We start from the raw sequence: 13930 nt of genomic DNA, 5'->3' as shown, positions 1-13930 counted from the left end.
CGTCCCGCCCCGGCTCCTACAAGGCCGATCAACACCCCTTGCGCCTTCCATTCACGGAGAGAACCCATGCGGCCGAGCCGCCGTGCACCGGATGAATTGCGGCCCGTGAGCCTGGAACGCGGCGTCGTCAAATACGCCGAAGGCTCCTGCCTGGTGAAATTCGGCGACACCCATGTGCTGGTCACCGCCACCCTGGAGGACCGGCTGCCGCCGTGGCTCAAGGGGCAGGGCCGGGGCTGGATCACGGCCGAATACGGCATGCTGCCGCGCGCCACCTCCGAACGGACCCGCCGCGAGGCCTCGGCCGGCAAGCAGACCGGCCGCACCGTGGAGATCCAGCGCCTGATCGGCCGCTCGCTGCGCACCGCGATCGACCTGGAGGCCCTCGGCGAACGCCAGATCACGGTCGATTGCGACGTGCTGCAGGCCGACGGCGGCACCCGCACCGCCTCGATCACCGGCGCCTGGGTGGCGCTGGCCGACTGCATCAAATGGATGAAGACGCGGAACATGCTCAAGGCCGAGGTGCTGCGCGCCAACGTCGCCGCGATCTCCTGTGGCATCTACAACGGCACGCCGGTGCTCGACCTCGACTATGCCGAGGATTCCGAGGCCGAGACCGACGCCAATTTCGTCATGACCGGCGACGGCCGCATCATCGAGGTGCAGGGCACGGCCGAGAAGACCCCGTTCACGGAAGCCGAGTTCCTGGCGCTGATGGCGCTGGCCCGCAAGGGCGTCGCCCGCCTGGTCGACCTGCAGAAGATGGCGGTCGCGTGAGCAGCCCGCACCGCCCGATCACCGGCCGCATCGTCATTGCGACCCATAATTCCGGCAAGCTCGTCGAGATGCGCGAGTTGCTGGCGCCCTATGGCGTGGAGGCCGTCTCGGCGGGCGAACTCGGGCTCGGCGAACCCGAGGAGACTGGCGACACCTTCCAGGCGAACGCCCGCATCAAGGCGGTGGCCGCGGCCGAGGCCGCCCAGCTGCCGGCCTTCGCCGACGATTCCGGGATCGTCGTCCATGGGCTCGACGGCGCGCCGGGCATCTATTCCGCGCGCTGGGCCGGACCGACCAAGGATTTCGCCATGGCGATGGCGCAGATCGAGCGCCTGCTGCAGGAGCGCGGCGCTGTCACCGCCGACAAGCGCACCGCGCATTTCGTCTCGGCGCTGTGCGTCGCCTGGCCGGACGGACACGTCGAGGAGGTCGAGGCGCGGGTGGACGGCACCCTGGTCTGGCCGCCGCGCGGCACTGCCGGTTTCGGCTATGACCCGATGTTCCTGCCCGAAGGACATGACCGGACCTTCGGCGAGATGACGAGCATCGAGAAGCACGGCCTGCCGCCGCTGGGCCTCGGCCTGTCGCACCGTGCCCGCGCCTTCGTGAAACTCGCGGAGATCTGTCTTGAGCAGCGCTGACAGCGAAGCGTTCGGCGTCTATGTGCACTGGCCGTTCTGCCTGTCGAAATGTCCGTATTGCGACTTCAACAGCCACGTCCGGCATGCCGCCATCGACCAGGACCGCTTCGCGCGCGCCTTCGCCCGGGAGATCGCGACCACGGCGGCGCGGACCGGACCACGCACCGTCACCTCGATCTTTCTCGGCGGCGGCACGCCGTCGCTGATGCAGCCGCAGACGGTCGGCGCCATTCTCGATGCGATCGGCAAGCACTGGCGCGTCGCCGCTGACGTCGAGGTGTCGCTGGAGGCCAACCCGACCAGCGTCGAGGCGACGCGCTTTGCGGGCTACCGCGCGGCCGGCGTCAACCGCGTCTCGCTCGGCGTCCAGGCGATGGACGATGCGTCGCTGAAGATGCTGGGACGCCTGCACACGGCCGAAGAGGCGATGAAGGCCGTCGCCATCGCACGCGGCGCGTTCGACCGCTATTCGTTCGATCTCATCTACGCGCGGCCTGACCAGACGCCGGCGATGTGGACCGAGGAGCTGAACCGCGCGATCGGCGAGGCGGCCGAGCATCTGTCGCTCTACCAGCTCACGATCGAAGAGGGTACGCCGTTCTTCGGGCTGCACGCCGCCGGGAAGCTGAAGACGCCGGACGAAGGGCTCGCGCGGACGCTGTATGACGTCACGCAGGAGGTCTGCGCGCGCCATGGGCTGCCGGCCTACGAGATCTCTAATCACGCGCGGCCTGGCGCGGAGTGCCAGCACAATTTGGTCTACTGGCGCGGCCAGGAATATGCCGGCATCGGCCCGGGCGCGCATGGGCGGCTCGACATCGACGGTCTGAGGCACGCGACCGCGACCGACAAGCGGCCGGAGGCCTGGCTGATGCGGGTCGAATCCAACGGGCACGGCGTGATGACCGACGACCTCCTCAACAGCGAGGAGCGCGCCGACGAATTCCTGCTGATGGGGCTGCGCCTGCGCGAAGGTATCGATCCCCAGCGCTATGCCGCGATCTCAGGCCGCACACTCGATCCGCGCCGCATTGCGCTGCTGCGCGAGGAGGGCGCCATCGCGGTCGAGCCGGACGGACGGCTGCGCGTCACCCAGGACGGCTTCCCGGTGCTCGACGCCGTCGTCGCCGATCTCGCGGCCTGACGGCGCACTCTCTCAAGTGGCGCTGAAGCTCTTGGGTGCGCCGGCGATGGCCTGACCACCACCCGAGGCGACGCGCATCACGGCGAGTCCGCGCTCATTGGTGCCGTCGCTGCGGAAGCGAAACAGCCCGTCGATGCCGGCGAAGCCGGAGGCATTGGTCAGGACATCGGGTGCGAAACGCTGCGCGCCTTGGGTGCGCGCCAGCGCGGCGACCAGCGCCACCGCATCATAGGCCAGTGTCGCCGTGCGCACGGGGTCGCCGCCAAAGCGCGTCCGGTAGCGCCCGGCGAAGGCGCGGAATCCGGACGGGTCCGGCGCGGCATAGAGGCCGCCTTGCAGGCTGGCGCTGGCATAGACGCGCGGATTGTCCCACAGCCCGGTGCCGAGCAGCTGAATGTTGCGCAGGTTCGCGCCGGCCGCGGTCAGCGCATCGGCGGTGGCCGCAACCGATTCGCCGTCATCGGCGAGCAGCAACGCATCGGCGCCGCCGAGCGCCTGCGCAACGGTGCGCGCCGGCCCGGCGCGGTCGCCGGAGTATTTCTCGAACGCCACGATGCGTCCGCCGCGCCGGCTGACGGCGGTCTTGAACGCGCCTTCGACCACGGTGCCATAGGCATTGTCGGGGAGCAGCGCCGCGAAGGAGCGCTTGCCCACGCCGGCGGAGTAGTCGACGATCCGCGTCGCATCGGATTCCGGCAGGAAGCTGAGCAGATAGACGCCCCGCCCGGCGACGCTCGAATCGGTCGAGAAGGCGATCACCGAGATGTTGCGGGTTCGCGCCACCTGGGCCACCGCGGGGACTGATCCGGCGAACAGCGGACCCAGGATGATTTCGGCGCCCTCGTCGGAGGCCTGCTGGGCGCCCTGCTGCGCACCCGGCTGGCTGCCGGCATCGTCCTTGATCAGAAGCTGGATATTGGGGTTCTGAAACTCGGCGAGCGCCATCTCGGCGGCGTTCTTCATCGACTGCGCCGCGACGCCGGCATTGCCGGACGCCGACAGCGGCAGGATCAGACCGACCTTGACCTGGCCGTTGCCGGCCACCGCCGGCTGTTGCGGCGGGCCGGCGGGCGCCGTCGCCTGCTCAAAGGGGTTCTGCACGCTCGAGCACGCCGACAGGATCGGCGCGCCCAGGATCAGACCCAGCGCCGTTCGCCGGGCAACCCCATGGGGTCCCGGACGGAGAGAGTTGGGATCACGCGGGCCCACCATGGCATCTCTTCGTTCGGCCTGTTACGGCCAGAAGTTCCCCAAACGCACGCCCCCCAGGCCGTGCTGATTCACTCATATTGTCGACGAATAGTTAAGCAAAACAAAAGGCTGTCAGCGCCACACGGCGGATCAATTCGGCGTTTTGCACGCGCTATCCCCTGCTCTCACGCAACACCGGATTTGTGCGGGTTCGAACTTGAAGCTGCGATGAACGGCATACGCGGCCGGGAACTTCGACCCGCCCGCCCGATCGTTCCCTTATGGCATTCCCGCGACGCGCCCTTTAAATTACCGCGATGGGCGCCAACGCAATCCCGAACACGCCGCCGGGTGACGGCAAATCTTCCAGCACGCCGACCTATCTGGTGGCGGGGCAGGCCGTTGCGGCGTCCAGGGCACGTCCGGGGCTGCATCTCGTGGCAACCCCGATCGGCAATCTCGGCGATATCACCCTGCGCGCGCTGGACACGCTCGCCGGCGCCGACATGATCTTCTGCGAGGACACGCGAATCACCCGGCGTCTCGCCGAGCGCTACGGCCTGTCCGCGGAGCTCGCCGCCTATCACGAGCACAATGCCGAGGCCGTCAGGCCGAAGATTCTGCAGCGGCTGGCCGAGGGCGCGGCGATCGCGCTGGTGTCCGACGCCGGAACCCCGCTGATCTCCGATCCCGGCTACAAGCTGGTGCGCGCGGCCTGTGACGCGGGCCACTCGGTCACGGCACTGCCCGGCCCCTCCGCCGTGCTCGCCGCGCTGACCGTGGCCGCGTTGCCGACCGACCGCTTCTTCTTCGAGGGCTTCCTGCCGGCCAAGCAGCAGGCGCGGCGGACGCGGCTGTCGGAGCTCGCGCGCATCGAGGCGACGCTGGTGGTGTTCGAGGCCGGCAGTCGCGTGCAGGAGACGCTGGCTGATCTCGCCGACGCGATGAAGGGACGCCCCGCCGCGATCTGCCGCGAGCTGACCAAGCTGCACGAGGAAGTTCTGCGCGGATCAGTCGGCGAGCTCGCGGCCGGGGCCGCTGAGCTCGAGACGCGCGGCGAGTTCGTTCTGGTCATCGGCCCGCCGCCGCGCGATGCCGAGGTGTTGACGCAGGATGCGCTGGATGCGGTCCTGAGAGACCTGCTGCAGCGGTCAAGCGTCAAGGACGCAGTGATGCATGCCGTCGAACTCTCGGGCCGCCCACGGCGCGAAGTCTACGCACGCGCGCTGGAGCTCGCCAAGGACACGGCCGATGGCGAAGACTGAGCCTGCGGCCGGCAAGCCCGCCAACAAGCCCGCCAAGACGGCCGCCCCCGAGCGCGTCGCCGCCTTCCGCACCGGCCTGTCGGCGGAGGCGCGCGCGGCGGCGCTGCTGATCGCCAAGGGCTATCGCATCCTCGCCAAACGCTTCCGCACGCCGCATGGCGAGATCGACATCATCGCGCGCAAGCGCGGCCTGGTTGCCTTCGTCGAGGTCAAGGCCCGCGCCTCGCTCGACGATGCCGCCTACGCGGTGACGCCGCGCCAGCAGCAGCGCATCATCGCTGCCGCGCAGGCCTGGCTGGCGGCGCATCCCGACCATGCCGAATTGGAGCTGCGGTTCGACGCGATTCTGGTTGCGCCGCGCAGCCTGCCGCGCCATCTGATCGCAGCCTTCGACGCCAGCACCTGACATGAGCCATACGACCAGAACTCACACGACAGAGACCGGGACCTGCCCATGAAACTGAATGTCGCCGTCCAGATGGACCCGATCGCGCGCATCAACATCCGCGGCGACTCGACGTTCGCGATGCTGCTCGAAGCGCAGCGGCGCGGCCACGGGCTGTGCTACTACACGCCGGACAAGCTGTCGCTGCGCGGCGACGAGCTGTACGCGCCGGTGCAGGCGCTGACGGTGCGCGACGAGGTCGGCGATCACTTCACGCTCGGCGAGCCGAAGCCGACCGCGCTCACCTCGTTCGACGTCGTGCTGCTGCGGCAGGATCCGCCGTTCGATCTCGCCTACATCACCTCGACGCATTTCCTCGAGCGCATCCATCCGAAGACGCTGGTGGTCAACGATCCCGCCAGCGTGCGCAATGCGCCGGAAAAGCTGTTCGTGATGAATTTTCCGCAGCTGATGCCGCCGACCTTGATCTCGCGGGATATCGACGAGATCAACGCCTTCCGCGACCAGCACGGCGCCGTGGTGATGAAGCCGCTGCATGGCCATGGCGGCGCGGCGGTCTTCCGCGTGATGCCGCAGGACATGAATTTCGGCTCGCTGTTCGACATGTTCTCGGTGACGTTCAAGGAGCCTTGGGTGATCCAGCGCTTCCTTCCCGAGGTGAAGCACGGCGACAAGCGCATCATCCTGGTCGACGGCGAGTTCGCCGGCGCCGTCAACCGCGTGCCGGCCGCCGATGACCTCCGCTCCAACATGGTGCGCGGCGGCGCCGCGCAGGCGACCGAGCTCAGCCCGCGCGAGCGCGAGATCTGCGACACGCTTGGACCGGAGCTGCGCGCCCGCGGCCTGCTGCTGGTCGGCATCGACGTCATCGACGGCAATCTCACCGAGATCAACGTGACCTCGCCGACCGGCATCCGCGCGATCTCGCGGCTCGGCGGCCCCGACATCGCGGCGCGCGTGTGGGACGTGATCGAGGCCAAGCGGCGTTGAACACGCAATCCAGTTAGTTGGGGAAAAGCCCTCGTGGTGCAGTCAATCGGCCGCGCCACGGCCCAGGCTCGGGCGCTGACGGCAGTGCAATCCATGCTATCGCAGATCTCATGCGTCTCGTCCTGACCACCTGGAACATCAATTCGGTGCGCCTGCGCATCGATCTCGTCGCCAAGCTCATCAAGCAGGTCCGGCCCGATGTGCTGTGCCTGCAGGAGACAAAGTGCATCGACGATGCTTTCCCGCTGAAGCGCTTCAAGCGGCTCGGCTATGAGCACGTCGCGCTGAACGGGCAGAAGGGCTATCACGGCGTCGCCGTGATCTCGAAATGGCCGTTCGAGACGACGAACGTCCGGACCTTCTGCGACAAGGTGGATTCGCGTCACATCAGCGTGGCGTTCGGCGAGAAGGCGCAGCTCGCGCAGCCGCTGGTGCTGCATAATTTCTACGTGCCGGCTGGCGGCGACATTCCCGATCCCGCGCTCAATCCGAAATTCGAGCACAAGCTGCAATTCCTCGACGAGATGAAGGCGTGCGAGCCGCTGCATCCGCGCGGCGACGACCGCCACATCCTGGTCGGCGATCTCAACGTCGCGCCGCATGAGCACGACGTGTGGTCGCACAAGCAACTCCTGAAGGTGGTGTCGCACACACCGATCGAGACCGAGAAGCTGCTGGCCGCGCAGACCCATGGCGAATGGGTCGATGTCGCGCGCGAGCGCATCCCGATGTCGGAGAAGGTCTACACGTGGTGGAGCTACCGCGCCGCCGACTGGACCATCGGCGACCGCGGCCGACGGCTCGACCACATCTGGGTATCGCGGGCGCTGAAGGACCGCGTCAGCGACTTCAAGATCCTGCGCGATGCGCGGAGCTGGGAGCGGCCATCGGACCATGTGCCGGTGACGGTGACGATGGACGTGTAGTTAGCCGCTTCGGTGTGAGCTGACTCGTGGCGCCTTCGCCGTCATTCCGGGGCAATCGACAAGGCGCAGTCGCAAAGCGACGGCGCTTTGGCGATTGCCTGCGGCCTTGCCCCGGAATGACGGGGGATCAGATGTGCAGCCGCTCTCTCGGCCGTGCGCTCACGACATCAGCTTCGCGCCGGCCATCATGATGTCGTTGGCGATCCGGCTGGCGCGGTGGGCGAACTCGTCGCGGAGCCGCCGGGCCGCCATCGCATCGCTTTCGAGCACGCGTTGGAACAGGCTGCGCGAGATGCGCACCACGGTCGAATATTCCAAGGCGGTCGCGGTGGCCGGGCGCCGCATCTCGACCAGCAGCGCCAGTTCGCCGATCAGCATGGTCGGCGTGGCGACGATCTCGGCACCGGCTTCGTCGTTGATGCGCAGCGCGCCGCGCTGGACGACATAGCCGCAATCGGCGGTGTCGCCCTCGCGGAACAGCGTTTCGCCGCTTTGGACGTTACGCTGCTCGGAGCCGATCGCGATCATGCGCAGTGAGTCGCTTCCCAAAAGGCGCAAGGTTGGGACGCGCTCCAATAGCGCAATATCGTCTTCGATCGACATCGAGGGCCCGGGGAAGGCGGAATGGAACCAATAACATAAATGGCGAAACCGCCATCCCCGAACCTATCACGGTACCAACTTGTATCCACCGGCCTCGGTGACGAGAATCTCGGGATTCGCGGCATCTTTCTCGATCTTCTGCCGCAGACGGTAAATATGCGTTTCCAGCGTGTGGGTGGTGACGCCGGAATTGTAGCCCCAGACCTCCTGCAGCAGGGTCTCGCGCGACACCGGCTGCTGGCCGGCGCGGTAGAGGAAGCGCAGGATCGCGGTCTCCTTTTCCGTCAGGCGGACCTTCCGGGCGTTGGCGCCGGTCAGCATCTTCGAGCCCGGGCGGAAGCTGTAGGGGCCGACCGAGAACACCGCGTCCTCGCTGGCCTCGTGCTGGCGAAGCTGGGCGCGGATGCGGGCGAGCAGCACGGCGAAGCGGAACGGCTTGGCGACGTAGTCATTGGCGCCGGACTCGAGCCCGAGGATCGTATCCGAATCGGTGTCATGGCCGGTCAGCATGATGATCGGGGCCTTGAAGCCGCCTTTTCGCAAGCTGCGCACCACCTCGCGGCCGTCGGTGTCGGGCAGGCCGACATCCATCAGCACCAGATCGGGAGAATTGGCCTTTGCGGCGCTGGCACCCTTGGCGCCGGTATCGACAGCCTGAGCCTCGAATTCATCATGCAGCGAGAGCTGCTCCATCAGGGTGTCGCGCAGATCGGTGTCGTCATCCACGATCAGGATCTTGCGGGCATTGGCCATTGTACAATCCTCTAGGTGGCGCCGGCGGGATCAGGTGGGTGGCGCCTTCAACGGTGGGCAAACAGGCTCATCAGCCCTGTTCCGTCTTGAAGTAGGGGGCTGTTATCGATTCACAAGCGCCCAGCACTGTACTCCAGAATTGGGCAGGGAATGAGATGAATGTCCTGTTCGACTCGCGGAGCGGACCATTTGCCGACAATAAGGCAATTCACGGGCAATGCATGGCAATGAAAAGGCACGTTGTTTCATGACATTAGCAGATTCGCCGCGTGGCATGCCAGCAGCCCATGTGTCGATTCGGACTGGCGCGGGCTCCCGCCAGCGCGGCTGGCTGACAATCTGGGGCCATGTCATTCCGGTAGCGCTCGGCCGCGGCGGCGTCCTCGCCAACAAGCGCGAGGGCGATGGCGGCACCCCGCGCGGCACATTCTACCCCCGCCGTCTCTGGTGGCGGGCGGACCGGCATGCCCGCCCGCGGACCTTTCTGCCGGTCCGGCTGATCGGACCCGAGGACGCCTGGTGCGAGGACCCCGCCGACCGGCACTATAACCAGCCGGTGAAGCTGTGCGGAGACCAGCCCGGAGACCGCCTCGCGCGGCAGGACCATTTGTACGATTTCATCATCGAGATCGACCACAACACCCGTCCGCGGATTGCGGGGCGGGGCAGCGCGGTGTTCCTGCACCTCGCACGGCCGAATTTCGGGCCGACGGCCGGCTGCGTGGCGATGACCCGGCCGGCGATGCTGCGGCTGTTGCAAAGGATCGGTCCGCGCACCAGGATCGTCATTCAATAAAAGAAGAGACAGCGACGGGGAGGACATCATGCGCGCAGCGGACAGGCTTGCCGGCGCTTCCGGCATTCTGAACGACCACTGGACATCAGGCCGCAAGCTGGCGGCATTGCCGCCGGATCTTCGTCCCCACGACCGTGCCGAGGGCTACGCCATCCAGGCCGAGATCGAGCGCCAATCGCGCCAGCCGCTGTTCGGCTGGAAGATCGCGGCGACCAGCGAAGCGGGACAGCGCCATATCAATGTCGCCGGTCCGATGGCCGGCCGCATCCTGGCCGAGACCGTGCTGCCGGTCGGCGGCACCGCGTCCATGGCAGGCAACGAGATGCGGGTCGCGGAGCCGGAATTCGCGTTTCGCCTGGGACGGGACCTGCCGCCACGACCGACACCTTATGATGTCGCCGAGGTGCTCGCGGCCGTCGACACGCTGCACCCCGCGATCGAGATCCCGGATTCGCGATTCGCCGATTTCGTCAGCGCCGGGGAGGCGCAGCTGATCGCCGACAACGCCTGCGCCCATTTGTTCGTGCTGGGAGCACCGACATCCGCCGACTGGCGCGGCCGCGACCTGGTCGACGAGCGGCCGCGCATCACGTTGCGCAGCGACACCTTCACCGGGCATGGCCGCAACGTGCTCGGCGATCCCCGGATCGCCCTGGCCTGGCTGGTCAACGAGCTGCGCCAGCTCGGCATCACCGCGCGGGCAGGGCAGGTGGTCACCACCGGCACCTGCCATCCGCCGCTGCCGATCGGGTCGGGGGACGTGATGGAAGCGGATTTCGGCGACCTCGGGCGGGTGTCCGTCAGGTTCGAATAACGGAGCCTGACATTGATGCACCGTCAGCGGTGCCCGAAGATCGCCGAGCCGACGCGCACATGGGTGGCGCCGAACTGGATCGCGGTGGCGAAATCGGCGCTCATGCCCATCGAAAGATTCGACAGTCCGTTGCGGGCGGCAATCTTGGCGGTCAGCGCGAAATGCGGTCCCGGCGCCTGGTCGACCGGCGGAATGCACATCAGGCCGGAAATCTCCAGCCCGTAATCCTTGCGACAGGCCGCGAGGAAGGCGTCGGCGTCGCCGGGCGCGATGCCGGCCTTCTGCGGCTCCTCGCCGGTGTTGATCTGGACGAAGAGCTGGGGATGCCGGCCCTGAGCCGCGATTTCCTTGGCCAGCGCCGTGCAGAGACTCGGCCGATCGACGGAGTGAATGGCGTCGAACAGCGCCACCGCCTCCTTTGCCTTGTTGGACTGCAACGGCCCGATCAGGTGCAGCGACAGGCCGGGATGCGCAGTCATCAGCGCCGGCCACTTGCCCTTGGCCTCCTGAACCCGGTTCTCGCCGAACACCCGCTGCCCGGCCGTGATCACCGGCTCGATCGCCTCGGCCGCGAACGTCTTCGACACCGCGATCAGGGTCACCGAGTCACGCGCGCGCTGGGCGTCGCTGCAGGCGCGCTGGATCTGCTGCTCGACGGCGGCGAGCGCGGTCTGTGATGACGAAGGCAAGGCATTGGGGGCGTCGGTCACGATCGGGGGTCCGCGGGTCCGGTAGATTTACGGGTTTAGCTGCAATTTTACGGAGTTCGAGAAAGGGTTCTTGAGCCCTTCTCCTTACCCTGCACAGCCGGGGGTAGGGGGAAGAAATGCCAAGCATCCGCTTCAATCGCAATAGAGTGAAGCTGAACCGGCTGATGGGGATTCGCGCCCGGCTGGCGCTGCTCGCCCTGATCCTGGTCGCGCCGCTGATGCTGGAACGCGCCCGCTCCCTGGAAGGCGCCCGGACCCGCCAGATCGCGCTCGCGTCCGAGGAGTTCTTTGCGCTCGCCCGGCAAAGCGCCGACATGCAGCGCGAAGTCATCATGTCGGTCGAGACCGTGCTGAAGTCGACCGCCTATGTCCGCGCGTCCGCGGCCGGCATCAGCCGCAGCTGCGACATGATGCGCGCCAGCCTGCCGGCGACCTTGCCCTGGATCCGCACGCTGATGATCGCCGGCCGCGACGGCCGCATCCAGTGCTCGACCAACAATCAGTATGTGGGGCTGGATTTCAGCGACCGGCCCTATTTCCGCGGCGCCCAGGAAGCGCGCGACTTCGTCTTCTCCGACTATTTGCTGTCGAAGCCGACGCATGTGCCGATCGTGATGGCCGCCTATCCGGTCGCCGCGTTCACCGGCGAGCCCGACGCCGTCATGCTCGCGAGCGTGAACCTGGAATGGATGTCCAAGATCATGAGCAATCTTGGCAACCGCCCCGGCATCACCGCCGTGCTGATCGACAGCGAGGGAACCGTGCTGGCAGCGCCGGCCGGGTATGCGGAACTGATCGGCCGGCCGCTCGACAGCGTGCCGCTGCTGTCGGCGGTGACGGAGACCGCCCTGAGCTCCAGCAAGCCGACCGAGACGTTGAGCTTCACGGCAGCGGATGGATCGAAGCGGGCCATCACCTTCACCCGCATCGCCGACACCGGCTCGCGCCTGATCGTCAGCATCGACGAGACCCGCGTCACCGCGGCGATCGACCGCGAGATCCACAATGCCTATGTGCAGGCCGGCCTGGTGTGCCTGATCGTGCTGCTCGGCGCGCTGATCGCCGCCGAAAAGCTGATCGTCAAGCCGGTCAACATGCTCGCCGCGACGGCCAAGCGCTTCGGCCTGGGTCACTGGTCGGCGCGCGTCGCCACCAAGAATCTCCCTTCGGAATTCGTGCCGCTGGCAAGATCGTTCAATGCGATGGCGGCGAAGCTGGGCCAGCGCGAGCGTGAGCTGGTCGCCGCCAACGACCGGCTGACGGTGATGGCGTCGATCGACATGCTGTCAGGGCTCGCCAACCGGCGCGGCTTCCAGAACCGCATCGATATCGAATGGGCGCGGGCGCAGCAGACCGGCAGAGAGCTGTCGTTGCTGATGATCGATGTCGATCATTTCAAGCTCTACAACGATACCTACGGTCATCCCGAAGGCGACGCCTGCCTGTCACGGCTGGGCGAGACGCTGGCGGAGATCGCGGGCTCGACCATGGCCTTTGCCGGCCGCTATGGCGGCGAGGAATTCTGCCTGCTGCTGCCGGGAATGAACGCGAGGCAGGCGCTCGAAATCGGCGAGCGGGTGCGCGCCGCCGTGCTGGAGCTCGAACTGCCGCACGCAACGTCGGCGCATCGTTGTGTCACGGTCAGCGTGGGCGTGGCGTGCACACTGCCCAATGATTCGCTGACTCCTGCGGATCTGATCGAGGCGGCTGATGCCGCGCTGTATGCCGCCAAGCATCGCGGACGCAACACGGTCGTCGGACACGGCTTTGGCGACGTCGCAAATGCGAGCAGGGACGTGGCGCGCACCGGCTGAGCCGCAGCCTTGAACCGATCAGCTCGAGCTGATCAGCCGACGGCCAGTTTGCGGTCGAGCTCGAGCTCGGTGACGACGCGATTGCGGCCGAGCTTCTTGGCGAGATACAGCGCACGATCGCAGCGATCGATCAGATCAGCCATCGACTCGCCGAACTGGAATTGACCGACGCCGATCGACACCGTGATCTGCGGCAGCACTTCGCCGGTCGAGCGCCGTGTGAACTGGCAATCGGCGATCGTGCGGCGGATGCGTTCGGCGATGGCCGTGCAACCCTCGAGATCGGTCTGCGGCAGCACCGCGATCAGTTCCTCGCCGCCGTAGCGCGCCGGCAAATCATTGTCGCGGACGCGCTCGCGCAACGCCTTGGCCACGAGCCGCAGCACCTGGTCGCCGACGCCGTGACCGTAACTGTCGTTGAACCGCTTGAAGTGATCGACATCGATCAGGAGAATGGCGAGCGGCTCGTCGCGCTCCATCGCCTCGATCTGCGCATGGCGGAAGAACTCTTCGAGCGCGCGGCGGTTCGGCAGACCCGTGAGGGTGTCGGTGCGCGCGCGCTGCTCCGATTTGTTGAGCGAGTCCCTGATGGTGTCGAGCTCACGCGACTTTTCGGCGAAGTTCGCTTCCAGCTTCGCCGCGCGCGCGGTGGCCTGCGCCAGCTCGCTGACCAGACTCTCGATCAGGATCTTCGGATCGACGCCCTGCTCGTTCTGCTCGGCGACGCCGTCGATCGCCGCCATGTGCGTGCGGTTGTCGGCGATGGCGGCGGTCAGATACTGCTTGGCGGAGTCCATGACGCCATGCAACTGCTGCGAGACTTTGTGGACGACGGCAGCTTCCGTTCCCTGCTGACCGATATAGGTATCGAACAGCGCCTGATTGGTCGTCTTGTCGAACTTGCGCTTGTTGCTGACGAGAATGTCGACAGCTCGCTTCAGGTCCGACGCCGACCCCAGCGAGTACTTGAACCACAGATGGAAGTTGTTCGGCGTGGGGGGTACGCGCTGCTGGGCCATGGAACGCATGGCCTTCTCTGCGACTGTCGTCGCATACTCGAAGTCGAGCTCGTCGAACGTAGCGCCGGACACGATGCG

15 protein-coding genes are annotated in these 13930 nt (G+C 66.9%); 10 read left to right on the top strand and 5 right to left on the bottom strand.

Translation table 11 applies throughout. The features are described 5' to 3' along the window. Positions 1-66: 66 nt before the first annotated feature. The 3 genes from rph to hemW are packed head-to-tail and all read left to right on the top strand — an operon-like array spanning position 67 to position 2565. Positions 67-780, top strand: coding sequence for a ribonuclease PH (gene rph, locus ACQR1L_RS10950; RefSeq protein ID WP_434857969.1), 714 nt, complete (start codon positions 67-69; stop codon positions 778-780). Further along, positions 777-1421: an RdgB/HAM1 family non-canonical purine NTP pyrophosphatase gene (gene rdgB / locus ACQR1L_RS10945; RefSeq protein ID WP_434857968.1), complete on the top strand. Its 645-nt coding sequence runs from the start codon at positions 777-779 to the stop codon at positions 1419-1421. The genes rph and rdgB overlap by 4 nt, the downstream gene beginning before the upstream one ends. Beyond that, complete coding sequence (gene hemW, locus ACQR1L_RS10940) at positions 1408-2565, top strand: radical SAM family heme chaperone HemW (RefSeq protein WP_434857967.1); 1158 nt, start codon at positions 1408-1410, stop codon at positions 2563-2565. The genes rdgB and hemW overlap by 14 nt, the downstream gene beginning before the upstream one ends. 12 nt (positions 2566-2577) lie before the next feature. Here hemW and ACQR1L_RS10935 read toward each other — a convergent pair whose 3' ends face one another. Then, complete coding sequence (locus ACQR1L_RS10935) at positions 2578-3777, bottom strand: penicillin-binding protein activator (protein WP_434857966.1); 1200 nt, start codon at positions 3775-3777, stop codon at positions 2578-2580. Between the two features lie 296 nt (positions 3778-4073). On the opposite strand from ACQR1L_RS10935, the gene rsmI reads away from it, so the two are divergent. From rsmI to ACQR1L_RS10915, 4 genes are all read left to right on the top strand, one after another. Next, positions 4074-5021, top strand: a complete 948-nt coding sequence (gene rsmI, locus ACQR1L_RS10930; RefSeq protein WP_434857965.1) for a 16S rRNA (cytidine(1402)-2'-O)-methyltransferase — start codon at positions 4074-4076, stop codon at positions 5019-5021. Then, positions 5008-5427: a YraN family protein gene (locus ACQR1L_RS10925; RefSeq protein ID WP_434857964.1), complete on the top strand. Its 420-nt coding sequence runs from the start codon at positions 5008-5010 to the stop codon at positions 5425-5427. The genes rsmI and ACQR1L_RS10925 overlap by 14 nt, the downstream gene beginning before the upstream one ends. A gap of 48 nt (positions 5428-5475) precedes the next feature. Beyond that, complete coding sequence (gene gshB / locus ACQR1L_RS10920) at positions 5476-6417, top strand: glutathione synthase (RefSeq protein WP_434857963.1); 942 nt, start codon at positions 5476-5478, stop codon at positions 6415-6417. A 110-nt stretch (positions 6418-6527) separates the two neighbouring features. Next, complete coding sequence (locus ACQR1L_RS10915) at positions 6528-7343, top strand: exodeoxyribonuclease III (RefSeq protein WP_434857962.1); 816 nt, start codon at positions 6528-6530, stop codon at positions 7341-7343. A 159-nt stretch (positions 7344-7502) separates the two neighbouring features. Here ACQR1L_RS10915 and ACQR1L_RS10910 read toward each other — a convergent pair whose 3' ends face one another. Further along, positions 7503-7946, bottom strand: coding sequence for a cyclic nucleotide-binding domain-containing protein (locus ACQR1L_RS10910; RefSeq protein ID WP_434857961.1), 444 nt, complete (start codon positions 7944-7946; stop codon positions 7503-7505). A 66-nt stretch (positions 7947-8012) separates the two neighbouring features. Beyond that, on the bottom strand, positions 8013-8699 hold the full coding sequence (locus ACQR1L_RS10905; RefSeq protein WP_006612692.1) for a response regulator transcription factor: 687 nt from the start codon (positions 8697-8699) through the stop codon (positions 8013-8015). A 274-nt stretch (positions 8700-8973) separates the two neighbouring features. Here ACQR1L_RS10905 and ACQR1L_RS10900 point away from each other — a divergent pair, with 274 nt between their 5' ends. Beyond that, positions 8974-9495: a L,D-transpeptidase family protein gene (locus tag ACQR1L_RS10900; RefSeq protein WP_434857960.1), complete on the top strand. Its 522-nt coding sequence runs from the start codon at positions 8974-8976 to the stop codon at positions 9493-9495. A gap of 28 nt (positions 9496-9523) precedes the next feature. Further along, positions 9524-10309 carry a 2-keto-4-pentenoate hydratase gene (locus ACQR1L_RS10895; protein WP_434857959.1) on the top strand — a complete coding sequence of 262 codons (786 nt, stop codon included), beginning with the start codon at positions 9524-9526 and terminating at the stop codon, positions 10307-10309. Positions 10310-10332: 23 nt separating this feature from the next. Here the strand turns inward: ACQR1L_RS10895 and ACQR1L_RS10890 are convergent, their stop codons facing one another. After that, positions 10333-11019, bottom strand: a complete 687-nt coding sequence (locus tag ACQR1L_RS10890; protein WP_434857958.1) for a YggS family pyridoxal phosphate-dependent enzyme — start codon at positions 11017-11019, stop codon at positions 10333-10335. 116 nt (positions 11020-11135) lie between these two features. Between ACQR1L_RS10890 and ACQR1L_RS10885 the strand changes: the two genes are divergently transcribed. Then, the gene (locus tag ACQR1L_RS10885; RefSeq protein WP_434857957.1) at positions 11136-12833 is read left to right on the top strand and encodes a sensor domain-containing diguanylate cyclase; all 1698 of its coding nucleotides are present in this window, start codon (positions 11136-11138) and stop codon (positions 12831-12833) included. A 32-nt stretch (positions 12834-12865) separates the two neighbouring features. Here ACQR1L_RS10885 and ACQR1L_RS10880 read toward each other — a convergent pair whose 3' ends face one another. Next, entirely contained in the window at positions 12866-13852 is a 987-nt protein-coding gene (locus ACQR1L_RS10880) for a GGDEF domain-containing protein (RefSeq protein WP_434858291.1), read from the bottom strand. Between the last annotated feature and the right edge of the window lie 78 nt (positions 13853-13930).

It is taken from the genome of Bradyrhizobium sp. HKCCYLR20261, assembly GCF_051168435.1.
Taxonomy (GTDB): domain Bacteria; phylum Pseudomonadota; class Alphaproteobacteria; order Rhizobiales; family Xanthobacteraceae; genus Bradyrhizobium.
Note: the sequence above shows the minus strand (reverse complement) of the source record. Positions and strands in the feature narration are given on the sequence as shown.

Coding starts and splice junctions, on each gene's coding strand:
- rph (WP_434857969.1), top strand. CDS start 67: ATGCGGCCGAGCCGCCGTGCACCGGATGAATTGCGGCCCGTGAGCCTG.
- ACQR1L_RS10935 (WP_434857966.1), bottom strand. CDS start 3,777: ATGGTGGGCCCGCGTGATCCCAACTCTCTCCGTCCGGGACCCCATGGG.
- rsmI (WP_434857965.1), top strand. CDS start 4,074: ATGGGCGCCAACGCAATCCCGAACACGCCGCCGGGTGACGGCAAATCT.
- ACQR1L_RS10925 (WP_434857964.1), top strand. CDS start 5,008: ATGGCGAAGACTGAGCCTGCGGCCGGCAAGCCCGCCAACAAGCCCGCC.
- gshB (WP_434857963.1), top strand. CDS start 5,476: ATGAAACTGAATGTCGCCGTCCAGATGGACCCGATCGCGCGCATCAAC.
- ACQR1L_RS10915 (WP_434857962.1), top strand. CDS start 6,528: ATGCGTCTCGTCCTGACCACCTGGAACATCAATTCGGTGCGCCTGCGC.
- ACQR1L_RS10910 (WP_434857961.1), bottom strand. CDS start 7,946: ATGTCGATCGAAGACGATATTGCGCTATTGGAGCGCGTCCCAACCTTG.
- ACQR1L_RS10905 (WP_006612692.1), bottom strand. CDS start 8,699: ATGGCCAATGCCCGCAAGATCCTGATCGTGGATGACGACACCGATCTG.
- ACQR1L_RS10900 (WP_434857960.1), top strand. CDS start 8,974: ATGCCAGCAGCCCATGTGTCGATTCGGACTGGCGCGGGCTCCCGCCAG.
- ACQR1L_RS10895 (WP_434857959.1), top strand. CDS start 9,524: ATGCGCGCAGCGGACAGGCTTGCCGGCGCTTCCGGCATTCTGAACGAC.
- ACQR1L_RS10885 (WP_434857957.1), top strand. CDS start 11,136: ATGCCAAGCATCCGCTTCAATCGCAATAGAGTGAAGCTGAACCGGCTG.
- ACQR1L_RS10880 (WP_434858291.1), bottom strand. CDS start 13,852: ATGGCCCAGCAGCGCGTACCCCCCACGCCGAACAACTTCCATCTGTGG.